The 21,512-nt window shown below is 69.5% G+C and carries 17 protein-coding genes, 1 pseudogene and 1 riboswitch; of the genes and pseudogenes, 11 read left to right on the plus strand and 7 right to left on the minus strand.

Annotated features, from left to right (window positions below):
- Positions 1-650: HEAT repeat domain-containing protein (locus tag GTW43_RS07120; protein ID WP_161300772.1), on the minus strand; the 650-nt coding region annotated here is incomplete at its 3' end.
- Between the two features lie 6 nt (positions 651-656).
- Between GTW43_RS07120 and GTW43_RS07125 the strand changes: the two genes are divergently transcribed.
- Both GTW43_RS07125 and GTW43_RS07130 read left to right on the plus strand, forming a co-directional pair.
- On the plus strand, positions 657-806 hold the full coding sequence (locus GTW43_RS07125) for a hypothetical protein (protein ID WP_161300773.1): 150 nt from the start codon (positions 657-659) through the stop codon (positions 804-806).
- Positions 807-977: 171 nt separating this feature from the next.
- Positions 978-1,535 (plus strand): histidine phosphatase family protein, encoded by a 558-nt coding sequence (locus GTW43_RS07130; RefSeq protein ID WP_161300786.1) that lies wholly within the window; start codon positions 978-980, stop codon positions 1,533-1,535.
- Between the two features lie 11 nt (positions 1,536-1,546).
- Here the strand turns inward: GTW43_RS07130 and GTW43_RS07135 are convergent, their stop codons facing one another.
- The 3 genes from GTW43_RS07135 to GTW43_RS07145 all read right to left on the minus strand — a co-directional run bounded on the left by GTW43_RS07135 (position 1,547) and on the right by GTW43_RS07145 (position 4,276).
- Positions 1,547-2,323, minus strand: a complete 777-nt coding sequence (locus GTW43_RS07135; protein WP_161300774.1) for a CbtA family protein — start codon at positions 2,321-2,323, stop codon at positions 1,547-1,549.
- Between the two features lie 22 nt (positions 2,324-2,345).
- Positions 2,346-2,564 (minus strand): CbtB-domain containing protein, encoded by a 219-nt coding sequence (locus tag GTW43_RS07140; protein ID WP_161300775.1) that lies wholly within the window; start codon positions 2,562-2,564, stop codon positions 2,346-2,348.
- Between the two features lie 38 nt (positions 2,565-2,602).
- A riboswitch (cobalamin riboswitch) is annotated at positions 2,603-2,739 on the minus strand.
- Positions 2,740-2,809: 70 nt separating this feature from the next.
- Complete coding sequence (locus GTW43_RS07145; protein WP_161300776.1) at positions 2,810-4,276, minus strand: AMP-binding protein; 1,467 nt, start codon at positions 4,274-4,276, stop codon at positions 2,810-2,812.
- 269 nt (positions 4,277-4,545) lie between these two features.
- On the opposite strand from GTW43_RS07145, the gene GTW43_RS07150 reads away from it, so the two are divergent.
- The gene (locus GTW43_RS07150) at positions 4,546-5,913 is read left to right on the plus strand and encodes a helix-turn-helix domain-containing protein (protein ID WP_161300777.1); all 1,368 of its coding nucleotides are present in this window, start codon (positions 4,546-4,548) and stop codon (positions 5,911-5,913) included.
- A gap of 113 nt (positions 5,914-6,026) precedes the next feature.
- On the opposite strand, the gene GTW43_RS07155 is transcribed toward GTW43_RS07150, so the two are convergent.
- Complete coding sequence (locus tag GTW43_RS07155; protein ID WP_161300778.1) at positions 6,027-7,055, minus strand: AsnC family transcriptional regulator; 1,029 nt, start codon at positions 7,053-7,055, stop codon at positions 6,027-6,029.
- Positions 7,056-7,315: 260 nt separating this feature from the next.
- Here GTW43_RS07155 and GTW43_RS07160 point away from each other — a divergent pair, with 260 nt between their 5' ends.
- From GTW43_RS07160 to GTW43_RS07170, 3 genes are read left to right on the plus strand one after another with little or no spacing between them, the layout of a single operon-like run.
- On the plus strand, positions 7,316-8,620 hold the full coding sequence (locus tag GTW43_RS07160; protein ID WP_161300779.1) for an MFS transporter: 1,305 nt from the start codon (positions 7,316-7,318) through the stop codon (positions 8,618-8,620).
- Positions 8,617-9,897, plus strand: a complete 1,281-nt coding sequence (locus GTW43_RS07165) for an amidohydrolase (RefSeq protein WP_161300780.1) — start codon at positions 8,617-8,619, stop codon at positions 9,895-9,897. The genes GTW43_RS07160 and GTW43_RS07165 overlap by 4 nt, the downstream gene beginning before the upstream one ends.
- A gap of 31 nt (positions 9,898-9,928) precedes the next feature.
- Positions 9,929-11,596, plus strand: coding sequence for an amidohydrolase (locus GTW43_RS07170; RefSeq protein ID WP_161300781.1), 1,668 nt, complete (start codon positions 9,929-9,931; stop codon positions 11,594-11,596).
- 114 nt (positions 11,597-11,710) lie between these two features.
- On the opposite strand, the gene GTW43_RS07175 is transcribed toward GTW43_RS07170, so the two are convergent.
- A complete protein-coding gene (locus tag GTW43_RS07175; RefSeq protein WP_161300782.1) occupies positions 11,711-12,439 on the minus strand; it encodes an SDR family oxidoreductase in 729 nt (242 codons plus the stop codon).
- A gap of 1,053 nt (positions 12,440-13,492) precedes the next feature.
- Here GTW43_RS07175 and GTW43_RS07180 point away from each other — a divergent pair.
- Complete coding sequence (locus GTW43_RS07180; protein WP_161300783.1) at positions 13,493-14,155, plus strand: hypothetical protein; 663 nt, start codon at positions 13,493-13,495, stop codon at positions 14,153-14,155.
- A 98-nt stretch (positions 14,156-14,253) separates the two neighbouring features.
- Here GTW43_RS07180 and GTW43_RS07185 read toward each other — a convergent pair whose 3' ends face one another.
- Positions 14,254-14,727, minus strand: coding sequence for a hypothetical protein (locus GTW43_RS07185; RefSeq protein WP_161300784.1), 474 nt, complete (start codon positions 14,725-14,727; stop codon positions 14,254-14,256).
- A gap of 742 nt (positions 14,728-15,469) precedes the next feature.
- Between GTW43_RS07185 and GTW43_RS07190 the strand changes: the two are divergent.
- The 4 genes and pseudogenes from GTW43_RS07190 to GTW43_RS07200 form a co-directional block, all read left to right on the plus strand.
- A pseudogene (locus GTW43_RS07190) lies at positions 15,470-16,197 on the plus strand (DnaB-like helicase N-terminal domain-containing protein); the annotation flags it as partial.
- Between the two features lie 61 nt (positions 16,198-16,258).
- The gene (locus GTW43_RS37430) at positions 16,259-16,480 is read left to right on the plus strand and encodes a hypothetical protein (protein ID WP_202501159.1); all 222 of its coding nucleotides are present in this window, start codon (positions 16,259-16,261) and stop codon (positions 16,478-16,480) included.
- A gap of 107 nt (positions 16,481-16,587) precedes the next feature.
- On the plus strand, positions 16,588-20,184 hold the full coding sequence (locus tag GTW43_RS07195; RefSeq protein ID WP_343245928.1) for a DEAD/DEAH box helicase family protein: 3,597 nt from the start codon (positions 16,588-16,590) through the stop codon (positions 20,182-20,184).
- Positions 20,181-21,512 (plus strand): restriction endonuclease subunit S (locus GTW43_RS07200; protein ID WP_161300785.1); only part of this gene is annotated, 1,332 nt, incomplete at its 3' end. The genes GTW43_RS07195 and GTW43_RS07200, both read left to right, overlap by 4 nt.

The raw sequence follows: 21,512 nt of genomic DNA on the forward strand, positions 1-21,512 counted from the left end.
TCGGGCCGCGCGCCGTCCACGGCGGCGGCGCGCTCCGGGCCGAGGGCCGCGACCCGCTTGGCCGCCTCGACGGCCGCGTCGAAGCCCAGCTCCGGGTCGCGCCGCAGCAGTTCGGTGGCGCGGGCGTGCGCGGACACCTCCGGGTCGGGGCTGGTCGCGGACCGCTCGAGCACCGGCGCGGACACCGCGCCCAGGTCGACCAGGGCGCGGCTCAGGCTCAGCCGGACGTCGCGGTCCCCGCGCCCCAGCTGTCCGGCCAGCGTCGCCGCGAGCCCCGCCCGGCCGCTCTCGGGAGCCAGGACCACCGCGGTGCGCCATGCGGTCCGCGCGACCTCGTCGTCGGGGTCCCGCAGCAGCGCCGGGGTGATCCACTCCCACGCCTCCGCGGCACCGATCTTGGACAGGGTGTGCAGCGCCTGGCTGCGCGCCTGCGGCCGCGCGGCGTCGAGCTCCCGGCGGATCCGGGGCAGCGTGGCCTGCACGGGCAACCGGGTCAGCGCCCAGGACAGCATGTCCCGTACGTAGAAGTCGGATTCGACGGCGCACCGCTCGACCAGGGGCTCGAGGTGCACGGCGTCCGGTTGCGAGCCGACGGCGAGCGCCGCCTGGAGCCGTACCGACGACTGCGCGGCGCCCAGAGCGGCGACCACGCGCGCGTGGCGCGCAGCCGAAGCACCGAGGGAGTCACGGGAACCACGGACATCGCGAACGTCACGCCCCTCACGGACGCCGGGACCGCCGGGACCGCCGGGACCGCCGGGTTCGCCGGGTTCACCTGGAACATCCACAACATCTCGGAGATCTGAAGCATCACGGGAAATAACGGGAACCACCTCCTCGGCCCACTGGACACCTTGTCACTGTGTCAAGGTCAAGCTCCGAAGGCCCGCCCACCCCCGGTCGCGGCCCGCACTCCCCGACGTAAGGAGCCGTCCGGCGTGACCCCCACCCGACGCGTGCTGTTCCTCTCCCCCGCCATGAGCGTCTCGCTGCGCGGGGCCCGGTTCGACGACGGGGCGCCGCTCGACGACGCGGGACGGGCGGCTGCCCGGGCGGCGGCCGGGGCGCTGCCGGCAGACGCGCGGGCCGTGACCGGTGGCAGTCCGCGCTGCCGGGAGACGGCCGGGGCCCTGGGGCTGGACGCGGCGCCGGCACCGCAGGCGCTGGCCGCGCAGGACATGGGGCGCTGGCGCGGCCGGAGCCTGGCGGAGGTGAGCGAGGCGGAGCCGCTGGAGGTGGCGCGCTGGCTCGCCGAGCCGGACTTCGCGCCCGGCGGAGGGGAGCCGGTGGCCGCCGTCTGCGCGCGGGTCGCCGGCTGGCTCGACGCGCCGGAAGCGGACCCCGCGCGCGTGGTCGCGGTCGTGGAGCCGGAGGTGGTGCGCGCGGCGGTGGTGCACGCCCTGGGGGCGCCCGCGTCCGCGTTCTGGCGCTGCGACGTGGCGCCGCTGACCGTGACCGAGCTGAGCGGCCGCGCCGGACGCTGGAACGTGCGTCTCGGCCGGCCGCTCGGCTCGTCGGGTGGCACGGGCGGCTGACGCCCGCGGGGTCACTGGCCGACCGGCACCGCCCCCTGCCCCACGCCCGCGTCCGCCGCCTGCGCCTGCGGACGGAGCAGGCGGTGCGCCAACTCCCCGAAGACCAGGGCGAAGCCGCTCCACAGGGTGACCTGGACGGCCAGTGCGGAGAGCCGGAAACGCCACAGGAGCGTGGCCGGGAAGTGGTCCGGCACGTCGTTGACCACGGGCAGGACCGCGAAGGCGGCCCCGATGAGGACGACGAAGCCGAGCACGGCGGCCACGGTCGCGTAGTACGTCCCCACGCGCGGGGCAAGCCGCTTGCCGAGGACGACGGCGCCGATCGTGAGCAGGACGCTGAGCACGATCATCAGGAAGTACAGGGCGGTCCGCTTGCCGATGGTGTCGGGGTTGCCGACGGCGGGCGGGGTCGCCGGGTACTTCAGGAACGGCACGACGTAGACGGCCAGGAGCGCGCAGCCGGACAGCAGCAGCGCGGTCGCGCGCGGGCCGAACCGCCCGACGCGGCCGAGGGCGAAGCAGTAGGCGAGAGCGGCGATCCCGCCGAAGGCGACGCCGTAGACGAGCATGCCGGTGGCGAGACCGGCGGTGGACTGCAGGCTGCGCGAGACGAGTTCCGTCTCCTCGCCGCCATGGGTGTGCGCGGCGGCGTGCGCCTCTTCGAAGCCGATAGCTCCGTCGACGTTCGGTTCGCCGAGCCAGTAGGCGATGACCAGGGCGAGCACGCCGGCCGCGAGGCCGGCGAGCATGCCGCGGACAAGGAGATTCCGTACGGTGGTCGAGTTCATGAGCGCGCGGTGTCCCTCTGGGTCAGTGGCAGGGGAAACCGAGCAGGTGGCGGGCGTCGTGCACCCACTCGTGAACCCCCGCACCGCTGAACACGGAGGTGGCGCCCTGTTCGGCGCCGACGAAGTACAGCAGGACGAGCATCAGGATGCCGAAGAAGACCGCCCAGGGGGCGATCGTCCTCAACGGCAGTGTGGCCGGAAGGGCAGGGGTGGCGGTCGGCTGGGCGACGTGCTGCGCCATGGCAGGGCCTCCTTCGGGAGTTCGCGTCCCGTCTCGGTGGTGCACTTGACGACCGTCACGGGTCTGACTCACGAGAGCCCTGGGGCTGCTCGAACACAGTGGCGCGACCGTGCCGGACTGTCACCGGCTTCCGTCGACCGTCGTCGATATCGGCACGACGCTACCGCCTGACGCGTCCATGGCCAAGACGGCCTCGTGCGAACCGTGCACGTCACCCCGCTTCCGCAGCGCGCCGCATCCCGGGATCAGCGGGCCCCTGCGGCCGCGTCCGCGCGCAGCGCGGGCTTGTCGATCTTGCCGATCGCGTTGACGGGCAGGGTGTCCCGTACGGAGAAGGCGACCGGAATCTTGATCTTGGTCAGGTGCCGGGCACAGTGCTCCCGCACCCCGTCCACATCGAGCGTGGCCCCGTCGACGGGCGTCAGGTACGCGACCGGCACCTCGCCGTAGACGGCGTGCGGTGCGCCCACGACCGCCGCCTGTGCCACCGACGCGCAGGCCTGGAGCACGGTCTCGATCTCCTTGGGGTACAGGTTCTCCCCACCGCGGATGATCATGTCCTTGATCCGGTCCACGATCGTGAGGTACCCGTCCTCGTCCAGGATTCCGACGTCGCCGGTGTGCAGCCATCCGTCGGCCAGGGTGCGTGCGGTCTCCTCGGGCCGGCCGAGGTACCCGCGCATGACCATCGGGCCCCGGACGACGATCTCGCCGCGTTCGCCCGCCGGGAGCAGTGTCCCGCCGGGGTCCATGACGGCGACGCGCTGACCGGGCAGCGCCGTGCCGACGGTTCCGGGCTTGCGCACCCCGTGCAGGGGGTTGCTGGTCGTCGCGCAGGTGCCCTCGGTCAGCCCGTAGCCCTCCAGGACCTCGCAGCCGAAGCGGTCACGCACCGCGTCGAGCAGCGTGGCGGGCGCGGGGGCCGCGCCGCAGATGGTCAGGCGCAGCGACGAGGTGTCCGTCCGCACGTGCTCGGGCAGGGCCACGAGGTGCGCGTAGATGGTGGGCACGGCCGAGAAGTAGGTGGGGCGCAGGGCTTCGACGGCCTCGAGGAAGGCCTCGGGCCGGAACCGCTGGAGGACGGTGAGCCGGGCGCCCGCCAGCAGCGGGGCCAGGAAGCTGACGCAGATCGCGTTGACGTGGAACAGCGGCAGGACCAGCAGGCAGTGGTCGTCGCCGGTCAGGGAGAGCGCGTCGACGATGCTCGCGGCCATCGCGGAGAGGTTGGCGTGCGTGAGCATGACGCCCTTGGGCCGCCCGGTCGACCCGCTCGTGTAGACGAGCAGCGCGAGGTCCTGCGGCTGCACGGGGTCGGCGGGCAGCGGGGTGCCCAGCGGCTCGCGGCGCAGGTCGTCCACGTGGAGGCAGGGACGTCCCGGGTCCGGCGACGTGCCCGTGGCGTCGACGAGGAGGGCCGCGTCCGCGTCACGGATCTGGTGGGCCGCCTCCGAGTCGGTGAAGACCGGATTGATCGGGGTGGCGGTGGCCCCCAGTCGCCAGGCGGCGACGACGGCGATCAGCAGTTCCACGCGGTTGGGCAGCATGACGGCGACGACGGAGCCGGCCCCGACCCCGTGTTCGGCGAACTGCTCGGCGGCGGCGTCCACGCGCCGGGCGAACTCGCGGTAGGTCAGTTCCTGGTGCTCGTCCGCGACGCAGGGGCGGTCGTCGAACGCGTCCGGGCGCGACCAGGGCAGGTAGGCGAGTGACATGTGCGGCTCCTTGGCTCTCCTTGCCGGAAGACCTGCCGGCGCATGACGTCCTCGGCCAGCGCCACCGGCAGGGGCCGACGCTAGGAGCCGTGCGCGAGCGCGGGCTTTGTGCCGGGCGCACGAAGTCCCGGCGGCGTTTGGTGCCGGCCGCCCGACGGATCGTGCGCCGGGCCTCTCTGGCAGAGTGGATCGACCGCACGCGCGTGCGACCGCAGGGTCCGTCCGGAGTCCCGTCTCCGCCGGCCCGTTCCTCCCGTTGGACGACTCCGATGACCGATTCCGTGCACGACGACGTGTCACGCAGGGCCACGGCCCTGGTGCTGGCGACGGCCGACGAGCTGCCGCACCACCGTGCGGCTCTGACCGACGAGATCCAGCACCTGCTGGCCCGCGAGGTGGGGGAACTGCGGGACGAGAGTTCCGTGCACACCGCCGCCCTGCGCGAGCTCAGAGCGGCGGGCACCGCGGAGAACCTCACGGTGTTCACGGACGTCGTCCGCCGGGGCCGCGACCTGGACCTGGCCGGGGACGACGCGGCGGCGCTGACCGCGGCCGAGGAGTACGCACGGTGGCTGGCTCGGCGCCGCATCACGCCGGGCGCCCTGGACCACGCCTACCGGCTCGGCCAGCAGCACGTCCTGCACTGGTTCCTGGACCGCATCGCCGGGCAGGAGGCCGACCCCCGGGTGGCGGTGGCCGCCGGACGCCGGGTGATGGACATCGCGTTCGCCTACGTCGCCGTGGTGTCGCGGCACGTCATGTCCGTGTACGAGAGCGAACGCGAACGGTGGGCGACGCGGCGCGGCTCCCAGCAGGCGGCCGCGCTCTCCGTGCTGCTCGCCGAGGGCTGTACCGACCAGGCGGCGACCGAGAAGGCGCTGGGATACGGACTCAGCGGTCCGCACCTCGCCGTCATCGCGCAGCCGGACGCCGCCGGGCCGTCCCGCGAGGACCGCACGGACCTGCTGCGCAGGACGGAGAACGCCCTCGCGGAGGTCGGCGCGCTCGCCGGCGCCGCCCGGCCACCGCTGCTCGTGCTGCGGGACCAGGAGGTCGTGTGGGCGTGGATTCCCCTGCGGGCCGGGGGCCTCGACCGCGTGGCGCTCTCCGAGGCTTCCGTGACGCGGCTGCTGGGGCGTGCGCACGGCCTCCGGCTGGCCCTGGGCGCGCCCGCCTCCGGCCCCGAGGGCTTCCGGGCGACGCACCGCGACGCCGTCAGGGCACAGGACGTGGCCCGCCTGGCGGGCGCGCGGGGCCCGGCGGTCACCGCGTTCTTCGACGCCGAGGTGCGGCTGGCCTCCCTGCTCGCGACGGATCCGGACGCGGCGCGATCCCTCGTATCACGGGCGCTCGGACCCTTGGCGCAGGACACCCAGGCGGCCGGCCGGCTGCGGCAGACGCTGCACGGATTCCTCGACGCGCAGGGCAGTTACGTCGCCGCGGCCGGGCGGCTGCACCTGCACAGGAACACGGTTCGCTACCGGGTCCGACGGGCCGTCGAACTGCGCGGCCGCCCGCTCGACGAGGACCGCCTGGAGCTGGAACTCGCCCTGGTCGCCTGCCGCCGCCTGGGCCACGCCGTCCTCGCGCCGGGCCCGGCGGGTCCGGCGGGTCCGGCGGGCAGGGACGCGGGCTGAGGCACGGCCTCGTCCTCCGGCCTGTTCAGTCCCGCGGGTGCACTCCGGCTCCGGTCACTCCGGCCGGTGCACTCCGGCTCCGGTCTCTCCGAAGCCGTTCCCTCCGAAGCCGTTCACTCCGGCGTACGGGCCGCTACGTGGGCGACGGCCCGTTCCCGCTCGTCCAGGAGCCAGCCGACCCTCTTGACCGTGCGCAGGACGACGGTACGGGCGGTGATGCTCATCGTCGGGAAGCGGTCGCTCAACGACTCCTCGAACGTCTCCGCGCCGCTGAGCCCGTGCAGCAGCGCATGGACGAGGAGGTTGTCCTCGCCGCTCACGGACACGCTCAGCCGCACCTGTTCGAGGCGGGCCAGCGCGGCCCCGATCTCGCCGCACGCCGCGTGCGGCACCCTGGCGCGATAGAGCACCGAGGCGGTCAGTCCCGCCATCCGGTGGGCGAAGTCGCAGCGCAGCACGGCGCTGCCGTCGGCCAGCATCCGACGCAGCCTGCGGGCCGCGGTGTGCTCGCTGACGCCCAGTTCCTGACCGAGCGCGCGATGACCGATGCGGCCGTCCCGCCCCAGGACGGCCAGCAGCTCCTGATCCGCGCGGGAGTACCCGCTGTGTCCGGTGTCGCTGAAGGAGACGCGGCCGCTCGGTGACCGCAGCGGCAGACGCACCCGGTCGGCGTTCGACAGCGCCCGCATCCGCCAGTCGCCGCCCTCGCCGTACTGCGTCATCGTCAGACGGCACCGCACCTCGCCGACGCCCGGCAGGGTGCCGACGTCGTCGCGCAGGGCGCGTCGCAGCCCCGGCAGATCGACCGCCCCCACCGTCAGGAGCAGGTCGCACTCGCCCGCGACCTCGTACACGGACACCACCCAGGGCAGCAGGGCGAGCCGTTCGGCGTTGGCCGTGACGTGCGCGGCGGCGCACGTGACCTCGACGTGCGCGACGACGACGCTGCGGCCGCTCCCGTAGGCGGTGACCCACGCGGCACCGTCCTCGCGCAGCCGCTCCCACCTCCGGGCGGCGGTGCTGGCGGCCGTCCCGGTCGCCTCCGCGATGCGGTTCCACGGCGCGCGAGGGGCCGACTGCAGGGCGTCGATGAGGGCCAGGTCCGCCTCGGTGAGGCGGTCGCCGGCCGAGGGGTCGGACATGCGGGGCTCCGGGATGCACGGCTCGCCCGGAGCCGGGCGGCGCGGGACGGTCGCGAAGGATCCTGCCTCGCCCGCCCTCCCCCGTCAATGCGGGAATCCAGCGTTCCAGCAGGACGAACCGCCCCGGGAGAGACGGGATCAGACGTGATCGGCTGCCGTCCGGCACTTTCGAGCAATCTGACGGTTCCGGGCCATGGTGGCGTGAAGGTGGGCTGACCCCGGCGCTCCCGTGCGACGGGCCGCTCGGGAGGAGGAGACCGATGCCGCTGTTGCCCCGCCGGTCCACGGGCCGGAAGTCCGGGCCCGAGGCCGCGGTACGGACCACGGTCGTGGTCCTGTTCTGCGCCTGGTTCGTGGACTACGCGGACCGTCTGCTCATCAACTACGTACTGCCGGACCTCGGCGACGAGTTCGGCCTCAGCCATGCGAGTCAGGGCCTGGTGGTCAGTGCGTTCTTCGTCGCGTACGCCGCCAGCCAGATCCCCGGCGGGCTGCTCGCCGACCGGTTCGGCGCACGTCCCGTGGTGCTCGGAGCGCTGATCGCCTGGTCGGTGTTCACCGGATTCACCGCGCTCGCCTGGTCGTTCGGCTCCCTGCTGGTCATCCGGTTCGTGTTCGGTCTCGCGCAGGGCGTCTTCCCCGCCGCGTCCATGAAGGCACTGGCCGAACGCACCCCGGCCGACGCCCGGATGACCGCCAACGGACGGGTCATGAGCTCCAACGCGACGGCCGCCCTCGCCGTCCCCCTGCTGGCGGCCCCCGTCATCGCGGGGCTCGGCTGGCGCTGGTCCTTCGCCTGCGCGGCCGTCCTCGGCGTCCTCGTCCTCGGCCTCCTCGGCCGGGGACTGCGGCCCGTGGACACCGCGCCGGACAAGGCGCCACAGGAGACCAAGGAGGCTGCGGGCGCCTCCGCGGTGCGCGGCATGGTCCGGCAGCCGGCCGTCTGGATGTTCGCCACGATGATGTTCGGCTACAACGTGATCATGTGGGGTCTGCTCACCTGGGTCCCCTCCTACCTGAAGGAGGAGGCCGGTCTGAACCTGACGACCGTGGGCCTCCTGATGGCGGTGCCCGCGGCCGCCTCCGTCGCCGGGACCCTGCTCGGCGGGCGCTGGAGCGACCGGCTGGGCGGACAGCACCAGCGGATCATGCTCCCGGCCATGGCGGTGGGAGCCGCCTGCCTGATCCTGATGGCGTTCGTCCCCGGACTCGTCGCGTTCGTGGTGCTCGCCACCGTCGCCGTCCTCGCGATCTCGCTCACGTACATGCCGATCTACGCCGTCCCGATGCGCGCCCTGCCCCGCGAACACACCGGAACCGGCACGGGAATCATCACGTTCGGCGGCCAGGTCGCGGGCATGGTGGCGCCTCCGGTCCTCGGCCTGCTCGCCGACACCCTGTCCTTCCGGACCGCATTCGCGTTCCTGTCGGTCGGGGCCGTCATCGCCGTCCTCGCGGCCCTGCGCACCCCGCGCGACACCCCGTCGTTCCTGGCCGCCCTGCGCCCTGCGGCTCCCGCACCACACCCCGCCGCCGCCACGACGCTCGAAACGGAGACCTCATGACCACCGCCACGACCGCCGGCCCCCTGCTCTCGGGGCTCAGCGACCTGCTGCCCGACCTGACCACGCTGTACAAGGACCTGCACGCCCACCCCGAACTGTCCTTCCAGGAGCACCGCACCGCCGGTGTCGTCGCCGGACGGCTGCGCGCCCAGGGCTGGGAGGTCACCGAAGGGGTCGGCCGCACCGGAGTCGTCGGTGTGCTGCGCTCCGGTGACGGCCCGACCGTGCTGCTGCGCGCCGACATGGACGCGCTGCCGGTCGAGGAGGAGACGGGCCTGCCCTACGCGTCGACGGCGACGGCCGTCACCGACGACGGGCGGGAGGTGCCGGTGATGCACGCGTGCGGGCACGACGTGCACGTCACCGCGCTGCTGGGCACGACCGCGCTGCTCGCCGCGCGGCCCGACGCCTGGCGCGGCACGGTCGTCGCGGTCTTCCAGCCCGCGGAGGAGGTCGGCGGCGCCCCGGTCATGCTGGAGGACGGTTTCGCCGACCGCTTCCCGCGCCCCGACATCTGCCTCGCCCAGCACACCGCGCCGGTGCCGGTCGGCTACGCGGGCAGCAGGCCGGGGACGGTCATGAGCTCCTCCGACAGCCTGCGCGTCGTGCTCAAGGGCCGCGGGGGGCACGGCTCGGTCCCCGAGAACACGGTCGACCCGGTGGTGCTCGCCGCGTCCGTCGTCCTGCGGCTGCAGACGGTGGTGTCCCGTGAGGTGGCCGCGGCCGACATGGCCGTCGTCACCGTCGGATCCCTGCACACGGGCACCAAGGAGAACATCATCCCCGACACCGCCGAACTGAAGATCAACATTCGGGCGGACAGCCCGGACGTGCGCCGACGGGTCATGGAGGCGGTCGAGCGGGTGATCCGCATGGAGTCCGCCGTGTCCGGCGCGGCCGAACCCGAGATCGACCACTTCCAGAGCTACCCGATCACCCACAACGACCCCGAGGCCACGGTCCGCACCGGTGAGATCCTCTCCGCCGCCATGCCGGGTCCCGGGCGGTTCCTGATGCTGCCCCGGCCGCTCACCGGCAGCGAGGACTTCGGCCAGTTCGGGCAGGCCCTCGGCGTGCCGTCGGTGTTCTGGTTCTTCGGCACGTCGGACCCCGCCCTGTTCACCGGCTTCGACCCGGCCGCGCTCAGCTCACCGCCGACCGGCGTGCCCGGCTCCCACTCGAGCAGATTCGCGCCGCTTGCCGCCGAGTCCGTGGAGACGGGCGTCCGGCTCATGACCACGGCGGCGGCCCACTGGCTGGGCGCGCCCGACGCCTGAGCCGCCCGCCCCGCACCGACGAAGGAGTTCCATGTCCGCACGCCACGACACCGCCGACCTGATCCTGACCGGCGGCACCGTACTCACCATGGACACCGCCCGCCCGCAGGCCGAGGCGGTCGCCGTGACCGGCGGGGAGATCACCTTCGTCGGTGCCGCGGCCGACGTCGCCGGCCTGCGCGGGCCGGGCACGGAGGTCGTCGACCTGAAGGGCGCGGCCCTGCTGCCCGGCTTCGTGGAGGCGCACGGCCATCCCTCGGTGATGGCGCTGACCATCGCCCCGCCCGCCCTCGACGTGCGGCCCTTCGTGGCCCGCGACGGCGCCGCGGTACTGGCGAGCATCCGCGAGGCGGTGCGCCGCGCGCCGCACGCACCCCTCGCCGCCTACGGCGTCGATCCGCTGCTGCAACCGGATCTGCCGCGGCTGACCAGGGAGTTGCTCGACACCCTGCACCCGGGCGGCCCGCTCCTGGTGCTGTCCAACAGCGGGCACGCCGTATGGGCGAACACCGCGGCGCTGCGCACCGCGGGCATCGACCGCAGCACCCCCGACCCGCCGGGGTCCTGGTACGTGCGCGACGCGGCGGGCGACCCGACCGGCGAGGCCCACGAATCGCTGGCGGTCGAACGCCTCATGCGGGCCGTGATGTCCGACCGGCTGGAGCCCGGACCGCTCGCCGAGGCCGTGCGCTGGGCCTTCGACCAGCACGCACGGGCCGGCATCACGACCGCGTCCGACATGTCCTGTGCCCCGGACCTCGTGCCCGTGCTGCGGGACGCCACCGGTTCCGCGGACGCCGCGCTGCGCGTGCGCACCTGGCTGATCGGCACCCCCGAACTCGCCGCCACCGCCCACGAGTCGCCGTTCACCGACAAGCCCTCGGCCGCGCTGTACGCGACGGTCGGCGCCAAACTGTGGGCGGACGGCACCCCGTGGCAGGCCAGCATCGCCACGAGCTTCCCCTACCTCGACACCGAGGCGGCGCGCCGCACCGGCGCCGACCCCTGCGGCGGGCACGGCGCCATGAACTACACGCCGGACCAACTCGCCGAGCTGGTGGGCCGGTTCACGGCGGCGGGCGTCCCCGTGGCCACGCACGTGCACGGCGACGTGACGTTCGAGGCGGTCCTGGACGCGTACGCACGGGCCGCCCGCCCGCACCCCGACCGGCTGCGGGCGCTGCGGCCGCGGATGGAGCACTGCGGGGCGGTCACCGGCGACCAGTACGCGCGGGCCGCCGAACTCGGGGCCACGGTCAGCCTGTTCATGGACCACGTCCGCTGGTGGGGCGACGTCCTCGCCGACGACCTGTACGGCCCGGAGGTGGCCGGGCGCTGGATGTCCGCCCGCACCGCGTGGGACCACGGGCACCGCGTCTCCCTCCACAACGACGGGGTGTGCACCCCGACGCAGCCGCTCTCCAGCGTGGCGACCGCCGTGACGCGGCGCAGCACGTCCGGCCGCGTGCACGGCGCCGACCAGGCGCTCACGGTCGAGGAGGCGCTGCGGGCGGTGACGGTGAACGCCGCCTGGCAACTGCACATGGAGGATCACATCGGCATGCTGCGGCCCGGCCTGCGCGCGGACCTCGCCGTCCTGAACCAGGACCCGCGCAACGTCCCGGCGGCCCGGCTCCGCGAGGACGTGCACGTCACCGCCACGTACCTGTCCGGCCGCCGCACCTGGTCCCAGGACTGAACCGGCCCGTCACCTCACGACCCCGCGGCCAGGCGCCATCCTCGCCGCATTTGGGCCCATATGCCGCCCCGAACCACGGTGTTGGTCGCCCTGCGGACGCGTGCCCGAAGCCAGTCAGACCTGTTCGAAGTGGAACGCCTTGATGAAGCAGTCGCGGGGCTGGGCGACGGCGAAGAGGATGCACTCCACCAGTGACTGCGCGGTGAGGGCGTCCTTGGCCTCGCGCGGTGTGTTCTCCCAATCCTCGGAGAGCGGGTCGGGGTTGTCGAAGTCGGGCGGGTAGAGGGAGATCACCCGGACCCCCTGGGGCCGCAGGCGCTTGGAGAGGATCTCGGCGAACCCGGCCTGGGCGCTCTTGGCGGCGTAGAAGGCGTCGTGCGCTTCCGAGCGGTGATGACCGGCCGTTCCGCAGGCGGAGATCATGTTCACCACGTCCGGCTTGTCCGAGTTGAGGAGGAGAGGAAGGAAGTTCTTCACGGTCAGGACAGTGCCGGTGGCGCCGGAGGCGATGGTGTCGACGACGTCGACGTCGGAGGCGGATCGGAGGTCTGGCCCTTGGAGATAGCGGGAGCCGTTGTTGATCAGAACGTCGATGCGGTCGGTGTGCCGGCCGACGTCGGCAGCGAAGTCGCGGATCGAAGCCGGGTCCGTCAGATCGCAGGTGAAGGCGTGGACCCGCTGGTGCCCTCGGCCGCGAATCTCGTCGCGGACACGCTCAGCGGCGGCGCGCGTGCGCGCGGAGAGGAAGACCTGGGCGCCGAGGTCCGCGAGCCGGATGGCCAAAGTGCGTCCGAAATCGCGGCCGGCGGCGGTGATGACCACACGGTGATCGTCGAGTCTCACGTCGGTACTCCTGGTTCCTGGATCGGAGGTTGCGCTGAAGTGCGGCGACTGACTTCGGCTGCGTAGGCAGCCCAGTCTCCAGCGGCAGCCCGTTGCCATGTGACGGCGACGGTGCCATAAGGGAGTGCACGAGGTTGCACGAGCGGCGGATCGCCGAGGCATCTTCTTTCTCGAGTATCAGCTTACGAATCCACACTTGAACACCAATGCGACCTATCGCCCACATTTCCCAGTCCGCCCCATACGGCATGACATGGTTGCGTATAGAGGAAGCGTCCCCGCGTAGCGTATGCGGCTCGACAACACGCGCATCCCACCAGCGATCATGCCACTCGCGGAATGCAATCTCCCCACCACGCGGATCCCGGTGCACACGCCGCCGATACCGAGATTCGCGCTCACTACCCCAGTCCCGCGCCTGACCCTTAAGCGGCTTCCGGGAACTCGCACGCGAGAGCGCTCAGCACCCGCACGAAGATCGATCATCGAAAGCTCCCCTGAGGCTATGCCACGGGGGCCGGTCGGTCCCAGGCGAACTGCCCAGGTCTTCAGGCCCTGATGCCGCTCGGGGGAGCGGTCGAGGAGCGGATGATCAGTTCGGTGTCGAGGGTCCGCCGGCTGTGTCGGCGCACAGCCGGAGCGCGTCGGTGCGCAACCGGTGCAGTGGTCGACGTTCCAGGAGTCGGGAACAGCCCATGCCCGTGCAGCAGTGGCCGTCGCCGCCTTGGCCTCGCGGACCCCACGCAGGGCGCCGGTATGGAACGAGGGGTGCGTCCACTCGGAACGGGAAGGGAATCAACGAGCTTGAATGACGTAAAGCGCGCATGCCACCTCCCATGAATTGCACACCCATTCCGGGGTGCGCGACGACAGATGAGTTCGACAGGACCCGCGTTCACCGAATCGACACGAAGGTACTAACGGCCCCGGAGATTCGACGTCGGCATTCAGCCACAGATACGCACGGAGGTAAAAAAACCGTCACATCTTCGTGAACCAGGCACGCAACCACGGCACTATGCTCGCCATGGTTCAAACCACATCGGAGAGTTGATGACGAACGGCATCGCCTGGATAGGCGCGCACCACTACTCCCCCAAGTCCGCCGAGCTCCCGGGGATGCTCGGCGGGATCTCGCTCACCGCGGCGCGGGGCCTTGAGCCGGATGAATTCCTCATGGCGCTGGGCGCGGATCCTGACGAGTTGGAGGCGCGGATCCGGTTCAGGGACTTGACCGTGCCGGTGGGGCGGCCGGGCGAGTCGTCGCCTCGCGTCAATCCGGTCATGTACGGGGCCTGCGGCGAGTGGGTGTACGTACTTGAGGACTGGGGCATGGCGTCCTGGTCCACCGGGTTCCGCAAGGTCGAGGCGATGTGGCCGCGGCCGGGCGAGGAGGTCGTCTGTCTCTCCGAGAACCGTTTCAGCCTGCCTGCCCGGATTCTGCACGTGCCGGGCGATGAGAAGGTGCGGCAGGCAGAGTTCGGAGCGGACACCGGCGAGGGTTCGGCTCTCGATGATGCACTGTCCGCTTCAGGGGCCGTCTTCCCTGCGATCGCGGATGCCGGTGAGGCCGCGGTGGTCGCGTACTACGAGGAGCATGGGCCACGGCTGCCTGAGGCGGTGTTCACCGCCGTCGGTGACTACTGCGGCTTGTCCGTGGACGAGTGGGCCGTCCAGTCCGGCGAGCTTCCCGGCGTCGTCATCCCCATGCCCTGACCTCAGCGGCAGGCAGAACCGGCCCCCACCCGTGATGTGCGGTCAGCTTGCAGATGACAGGCCGGCCTCCGCCGACCGCATACGCGCAGGTTCCGCCGTCATTCATGCGGGTGTCCAGCCAGTACGGGTCCTTGTCCATGATTCGGTTGTCTCGCATGAAGTTCGCGAAGTGCCAGCCCATGGATTCCTGGTTGTGCATGCCGGAGATCGAAGAACGGCCGCAGACCTCGCCGAACGTCGGGTCGGTTCCGTTGAGGCTGAACAGGTGCACCGCACTGCCGTGCTTCTTGGCATAGGTGCCGATGCAGGCCGCGCCGGTCGGCGTGGCCCCTCAGCAGTGCCGGGTTCAGCCCGAGCTCGGAGCTCGCCATGCCGCCGCTGTTGTACGAGGAGGCGAAGGCGAACTCGTCGCAGTTCAGTTCGCCGGTCGCGTCGACCAGGGCGGAGGCGTCACCGTGGTTGACGAACACGCAGCCTGCCGTGGTGCTGCCGGCGCCGGTGGTGTCGCAGCGGATCTTGTCCATGTCCTCGACGCCGCCGCTGTAGTCCAGGGACCACTGATAGCCGGTCATGAACGGGCGGATCTTCCCGTCGGAGGGGAGGATGCTCGCGTCGATCTTGGTGCATGTCGCCTGGAGGCCACCAGGTCTTGGCTGTCCAGGCCGCGTCGTCCGGCTCGATCGGCTTGCACGAGCCCTGGCACAGGTGCTCGTCGATGGCCAGGTCGATCTCGGCGAAGTCCAGCGGGATCTGATGGGCCGGTTCGATCGTCAGGTGCCTCCAACGGTCGGATCGGATGTCACCGCGCATCCAACCGCCACGACCGCCAACCCGGCGAACCTATGCGGCCCGAGCACTGGCGAAGCCCCCAGCGGCGGGACCTCACCCAACGTGGACGAGTTGATCGCCGCGCTCGAACAGGCGAACAGGCGAACAGGCCAGCCGATCCGGAGGGTGTGGCCACCAAGCCGGCCAAGCTCACCCGGCAGTCCAGTCCGCCAGCGCGGGTACACAATGGCTAAAACAGCAGGTCAGCGACCCTTTTCGGCGGGCTCGAGCACCGCCACGCACTCCACGTGATGCGTCATCGGAAAGATGTCGGCTTGAGTGGGTCTCGGAAAAGACCAGGTCAGAGGCCATTCCCCGGCTCGCTGTGCTGCCTGCCGGAGACCAGAGCGTCAAACGAGCGTCATGACGCACCGCACATCCCTCCTCTCCGGGACGGAACAGGCTGCCACGACCAACTGCCCCAGGATGGCACGTTGGCTCGGCAGGCACGCCCGTGGGCTTTCGGGCTGCCCTGCCGGCGCACCCGCCGCCGAACGCCTCGTCCAGACCATCCACGATGCCTCCCTCTCCCACCCCGTCCAGACAGTGCTCGCCGAGGCCGACGCGCTCACCTCGGTCGTGGACGACATCGCAGCCCGCTTCCCGCCACGCGCCGGCGTGCTGCCCCGCACCGGGCACCATCGCAGCCCGTCCCACCCGACTACACGGAGGCAGTCGAGGAGGAACGCTTGCTGCTCGCGACCGCCACCCCCTGCCCCGCCGACATCGAGTCCGTCCGGTGGCTGCTCCGGGAAGAGCTCACCCGGCCCTTGCACGCCGGTCTCTGGCGGTGCCTGACCGCCCTGGCTCGCCGCCGTGAGCCCGTCGACCCCGTCACGGTCCTGTGGGAGGCCCAACAGCGCGGCCTGCTAGGCGACGGAAGTGACCCGGGCGAGGAGTTCCGCATGCTGGCTGAACCGGCTGGAAGCGTGGAGCACTGGGGCGAGCGCGCCCTGCAGCGTTCCCTCCTGGCCACTGTCGATCTCACCGGCCGGCGCATCCAGGCGTGCGCCGCAGACCCGGCGAGCACCCCGTTCCAGCTCGTCGTCGGCGCGCGCCGCTCCCTCGCCGACATCGGCGCGGTCCGCACCCGTTGGTAGCACGCCGCCGGAACAGCCCCGACACCACGACCGCGTCTCGCGCCCACCACCCGTGTCGGCCCGCCGACCACTACGGCCGCGCCCGCCTCCCGCTCCGCGCGAGAAACCCGATAGCACCCCGCACACGCCGGTTACCGGACCTGATGGCCCGGCCACCGCCAGAGACGACACCCACATGACTCCCACCATTGACGCCCACGTATGCCTCGACACCCACCCCACCCATCCCGGCGCCGTGACCGCCGTCCTGACCGGCACCCAAGCCCACATTGCCCACCTGGGTCTGGAGGCAGCCGACTGGACCGCCGTCGCCGACAACGTCCTGGTCCTGGTCCGCATCGACGGAGTTTCCAGCGCAGGATCCCCGTCACTCGGTGTGTCATCGGGGAGCCCGTGACAAGATCGGGATGGCTGTCTACCGACAGGACGCCTGGTGTTCGGTACCTTTGTCACCGCTAGGACACGAGTAAAGCGCTGGGCGGTCGAGCGAATGTGGAGGGCTTCGTGAGCCAGGGGCGAGGCCCGATCGACACCCGGGTCAGGGAGCTGGCCGCTCGATCGGCGAACTTCGGTTTCTTGCTGCCTCACGAGCCTCTCTTGGTCCTGTATGGAGCGAGCGCAGAGGTAAACCTCTTCACTGACCCAAGCATCACCCTGCTCAAGGGGCGTCAATTCGGGGAGACACTCGCAACTGCCCTGGCCCGGCGGTCCGGCATCACGGTCGGCAAGGACGATCAGGCCAACAGGGTGCATGGGCTGGCGCGGGCCGGCTTCCTCGACGAACCAGTACGGCTGATGTTCGATGCTCTTCGACGCCCAGTGTCTGAAGCCGTGGAAACAGACTTCACCCTGGAGCGAGAAGCTCTGCGCGCAGTCAGGAATTGCTTCCAGTTGGGGGTCTGGTTCCACCGCCTCCTTACCGGCGACCGGGAACAGATTCCTTTCATCCCGCCAGACGCTCCGGACTGGATCCAGACAGCAGAGCCAGAAGATACAGACGCCCGAGCTGAGCTGCACGCACTCCGGAGTGAACTGGAGGCTGCCCGCGCCAGCCTAGCGCTCTCTCGGGTCAGCTATTCAGAGCGGGAACGCAGCCGCGAGGAGGCTCTGGAGAAGGCTCGGCAGAGCGCCTCCGACGAGTTGGCACGTGCGAGAGCCGCCCTCCCCGAAGTATCGACCCTGGTTACTTCCCTGGCATCAGAAGCATCATGGCTCCAACGTGGATTCGACGAAGCTCCGCCGCCGCGTAAGCCAACGGCGAGCCAGAGAGAACTGCTCGTCTCCAATGCTCGTCGGGCCGCCCAGGAACCGCTGAGCGAAGCGCGGGTACGCGATCGAATCGACGAGATGCTGAACGATGCGGGCTGGTCAGTCCAGGACGGAAAGGGTAACCAGAACCTCTACGCAGCACGAGGCGTTGCCGTCCGCGAGGTGACCACTGCAGCAGGCCGAGCAGACTACTTGCTCTACGTCGATACGAAACTCATCGGCGTCATTGAAGCCAAGCACGAAGGCGCCGACCTTGCGACTGCCGAGCGGCAGGCTGATCGCTACGCGGAAGGACTGACCGCCCGACAAGACCTGCAGGCTTGGCGGACGCCCCTCCCGTATCGCTATGTAAGCGACGGGGGTCTGGTCAGGTTCCGCAATGACCTCGATCCGGATTCGCGTACCCGCGACGTGCACTCCTTCCACCAGCCTGAAACCATCGCCCGATGGATTCGAGAGGCCGAAGCCGATGCGGCAGCGCCCACTTATCGAGCTCGCATCAGGGAACGCCTACCGAAACTCGACCCCGCGGAAGTGGCTGCTGGGCGTCTCAGGCCAGCTCAATTCGAAGCGGTCCATGGATTGGAGGAGTCTCTACGTCGTGGCGACCAGCGGTCCCTCATCCAGATGGCAACGGGCGCTGGCAAGACGTATGCAGCGGTCACCGCCGCATACCGCCTGTTGAAGCATGCCAAGGCACAACGAATCCTCTTCCTCGTGGATCGCAACAACCTAGGTTCCCAGGCCCTCACAGAGTTCACTAATTACACGACTCCAGACGATGGCCGGAAGTTCACCGAGCTCTACAACGTCGACCAGCTCACCGGCTCGACGGTATTGGACTCATCCAAGGTCGTCATATCCACCATCCAGCGACTCTCCAGGCTCGTTTCCGGTCAGGAGCCGGGCGATCCCGACGATTACAGCGACTCATCTGCATTTGAAGAAGAGGAACGCGGCACCGCAACAGCAGCAGCTGAGGTTACCTACAGTCGCAGGCTTCCGCCGGAATCGTTTGACCTAATCATCATTGACGAATGCCACAGGTCCATTTATGGCCGGTGGCGTTCAGTCCTTGAATATTTCGATGCCCACCTCGTCGGGCTTACCGCAACACCGGTTGCTCAGACCTTCGGATTCTTCCACCAGAATCTGATCAGCGAGTACACCTATGAACAGGCCGTGGCGGACGGGGTAGCGGTCGACTACACGACGTATCGCATCAGAACATCCATTACCGAGCAAGGCTCAGTAATCCCGGTCGAGACTCACGTTCCGATCAGAAATCGCCGGACTCGACGCCGTCGGTACGAAGAGCTGGACGACGACTTCTCCTACAGCGCGAACCAAGTTGGCAGCAAGGTTATCAGCACAGGGCAGTTGCGTACAGTTCTCACCGCCTTTCGGGACAGCCTAACCGTTTTCTTCCCCGAGCGTGACAACGTTCCCGCAGATATGCGCATGGTGCCGAAGACGCTTGTATTTGCACGCGACGACAACCATGCTGACGAAATCGTCGAAATGGTGCGTGATGTTTTCGGGCGAGGCAACAGCTTCTGCAAGAAGATCACAGGAAAAGCATCCCAGCCAGATCAGCTACTGTCCGAGTTCCGTAACGCTCCCGAGCTGCGTGTCGCAGTAACAGTGGACATGATCGCCACGGGCACCGACGTTCGGGCTATCGAGTGTGTATTCTTCCTGCGAGATGTCAAGAGCTGGGCCTACTTCGAGCAGATGCGCGGCCGTGGTGCACGAGTGATCGATTCAACGGAACTACGTGCAGTGACGCCGGACGTCCGAGAGAAGACCCGGTTCGTCGTCGTGGACGCCATCGGTGTCACCGAAAGCCACAAGCGGGAAACTCCGGTAGTGGAGCAAGATGACGCGAAGCGCACATCGCTCCGCAAACTGCTGGGCAAGACCGCTGGCGGCACCATCGACGAGGACGAGGCCGAAGAGTTGGGACTCAGACTCTCACGGTTGTCACGCACGCTCACTGCTGAAGACCAGGCCGAGATCACTCGCTTGGCCGGGGAACCGCTGGACGCAATCACCGGCAGAATCGCCACGGCCGTCGACGTAGATCACGTAGACAGAGTCCGGCAGGCAGACGGTGCCAAAGGTGTGCACTGGATGGTCCAACAAGCTGTGCAGCCTTTGGCAGCCAACAAGAGTCTGCGCGACCTGCTGACCTACATCAACACCGACCAGCGCATCGTCTACGACGAGGTGAACCCAGACTCCCTTCTGTCCGTCGGACCAGTGGAGATGGCTCAACAGACCGTGACCAGTTGGCGCGAGTACCTCGCCGAGCATCACGACGAGATCACTTCCATCCAAGTCGCTCTGACGGGCTACGGAGGACGTGACGTTCGCCCACGCGCGGCTTATCAACAGCTCAAGGACTTGGCCTCACGCATTGCCCGGCCGCCCCACCAGTGGACCGTCGAACGACTGTGGCAGGCATACGAACAGCTCGGGGCGGCCTCAAGCGAACCAGGCATCAAGCATGGGCCGCCAGACCTGGTGTCCCTGATCCGCTTCGAGCTAGGGCTGGACACCGAGGTACGCCCCTACCGATCAACAGTGGAAAGCCGGTTCGCCAACTGGGTCGAGCGCCAGAGGCAGGCTGGCGTCTCCTTCAGCGAGGACGAGCTGTGGTGGCTGGAGCGGATCGTCGACACGATGGCCACCAGTGTCAGGTTCGATGTCGCAGACCTGGACCGCGTACCCTTCACCGAGCGTGGAGGAACCGACGGGTTCCTTCGCGTCTTCGGTGACGACCGTGCCGAGGCTGTCCTCAACGAACTAGATCAGGAACTGACCGCATGACCGAACTGCCGCCCGGGTGGGCGCGGTGCGCGCTGCAGGACTTCTCAGAAGTACGGCTCGGCCGGCAGCGTTCGCCCAAGAACCACAACGGCAGCAACATGCGGCCATACCTGCGTGCAGCCAACGTGGGGTGGCAGGGACTACTCCTCGACGACGTGAAGTTCATGAACTTCACCGAGGCCGAAGCAGAGATCTACAGACTCCAGCGTGGCGACATTGTTCTGAGCGAGGCATCCGGCAGTGCTGGCGAGGTCGGCAAGCCAGCACTATGGAACGACGAGATTGATGACTGCTGTTTCCAGAACACGCTGATTCGAGTCCGAACCCACGAGGCCAATGCCCGTTTCTTGGCTCACTTCTTGCGATACGAGGCGCTCAGAGGAGCCTTCGCACAGGATTCACGCGGTGTCGGAATCCATCATCTTGGAGCGGCACGCCTTGCAAGGTGGCAGATCGACCTTCCTCCGCTGGCAGAGCAACAACGGATCGTCGACGCGCTCGAAGATCACCTCTCTCGTCTGGACTTCGTCGAGTCGTCTCTACGCAACGTCATCGCCCATTTGTCGGTCCTTCGCGACAAGATCACCAACATGGCAACGACTGGTGGTGTGAGCGCCGCGAACAGGGTGGCAGCCAAGATCCACGAGGTAGGGATAGATGACGGTCCGCTGCCGCTGCTCCCGGGCGGCTGGCGCTGGTCCAGGTTGGGCGACATCGCACATGTCGTCGGCGGTGTCACCAAGGACAGCAAGAAGCAAAACGACCCCGAGTACATCAGCGTCCCCTACCTGCGCGTCGCGAACGTGCAGCGCGGGCGCCTCAACTTGACTGACGTCTCGACGATTCGGGTTGCGCCGAAGAAGGCCGAGCAACTACGCCTCAACCATGGCGACGTCCTGCTCAATGAGGGTGGAGACCGCGACAAACTCGGCAGGGGCTGGATCTGGGAAGACCAGATCCCCGGGTGCATTCACCAGAACCATGTCTTCCGCGCACGAGTTGACCAAAGCATTCTCCACCCGAAGCTCCTGGCATGGCACGCAAACGGCTTCGGACAACGGTGGTGCGAGCTCAACGGAAAACAGAGCGTCAACCTCGCATCGATCAGCCTCAGCAAAATCAAGCTACTGCCAGTAGCGGTCCCCCCGCCGGAAGTACAGCTGGATCTCGTCAGCCACGTTGAGGAACGGCTGAGCATGGCCGACGCCGCGCTTGAAACAGCGGAAGCTGGGCTACTCCGCGTTAAAGCCCTGCGCAGGGCTGTCTTGCGAAGGGCCTTCTCCGGAAAGCTTGTTGAGCAAGACCCCTCCGACGAGCCCACGTCAGTG

The organism is Streptomyces sp. SID5785 (assembly GCF_009870065.1).
Taxonomy (GTDB): domain Bacteria; phylum Actinomycetota; class Actinomycetes; order Streptomycetales; family Streptomycetaceae; genus Streptomyces.

Bases quoted from the DNA above. Each gene is read 5' to 3' on its own strand.
- GTW43_RS07130 (WP_161300786.1), top strand. From the start codon at position 978: ATGAGCGTCTCGCTGCGCGGGGCCCGGTTCGACGACGGGGCGCCGCTC.
- GTW43_RS07135 (WP_161300774.1), bottom strand. From the start codon at position 2,323: ATGAACTCGACCACCGTACGGAATCTCCTTGTCCGCGGCATGCTCGCC.
- GTW43_RS07140 (WP_161300775.1), bottom strand. From the start codon at position 2,564: ATGGCGCAGCACGTCGCCCAGCCGACCGCCACCCCTGCCCTTCCGGCC.
- GTW43_RS07145 (WP_161300776.1), bottom strand. From the start codon at position 4,276: ATGTCACTCGCCTACCTGCCCTGGTCGCGCCCGGACGCGTTCGACGAC.
- GTW43_RS07150 (WP_161300777.1), top strand. From the start codon at position 4,546: ATGACCGATTCCGTGCACGACGACGTGTCACGCAGGGCCACGGCCCTG.
- GTW43_RS07155 (WP_161300778.1), bottom strand. From the start codon at position 7,055: ATGTCCGACCCCTCGGCCGGCGACCGCCTCACCGAGGCGGACCTGGCC.
- GTW43_RS07160 (WP_161300779.1), top strand. From the start codon at position 7,316: ATGCCGCTGTTGCCCCGCCGGTCCACGGGCCGGAAGTCCGGGCCCGAG.
- GTW43_RS07165 (WP_161300780.1), top strand. From the start codon at position 8,617: ATGACCACCGCCACGACCGCCGGCCCCCTGCTCTCGGGGCTCAGCGAC.
- GTW43_RS07170 (WP_161300781.1), top strand. From the start codon at position 9,929: ATGTCCGCACGCCACGACACCGCCGACCTGATCCTGACCGGCGGCACC.
- GTW43_RS07180 (WP_161300783.1), top strand. From the start codon at position 13,493: ATGACGAACGGCATCGCCTGGATAGGCGCGCACCACTACTCCCCCAAG.
- GTW43_RS07185 (WP_161300784.1), bottom strand. From the start codon at position 14,727: ATGACCGGCTATCAGTGGTCCCTGGACTACAGCGGCGGCGTCGAGGAC.
- GTW43_RS37430 (WP_202501159.1), top strand. From the start codon at position 16,259: ATGACTCCCACCATTGACGCCCACGTATGCCTCGACACCCACCCCACC.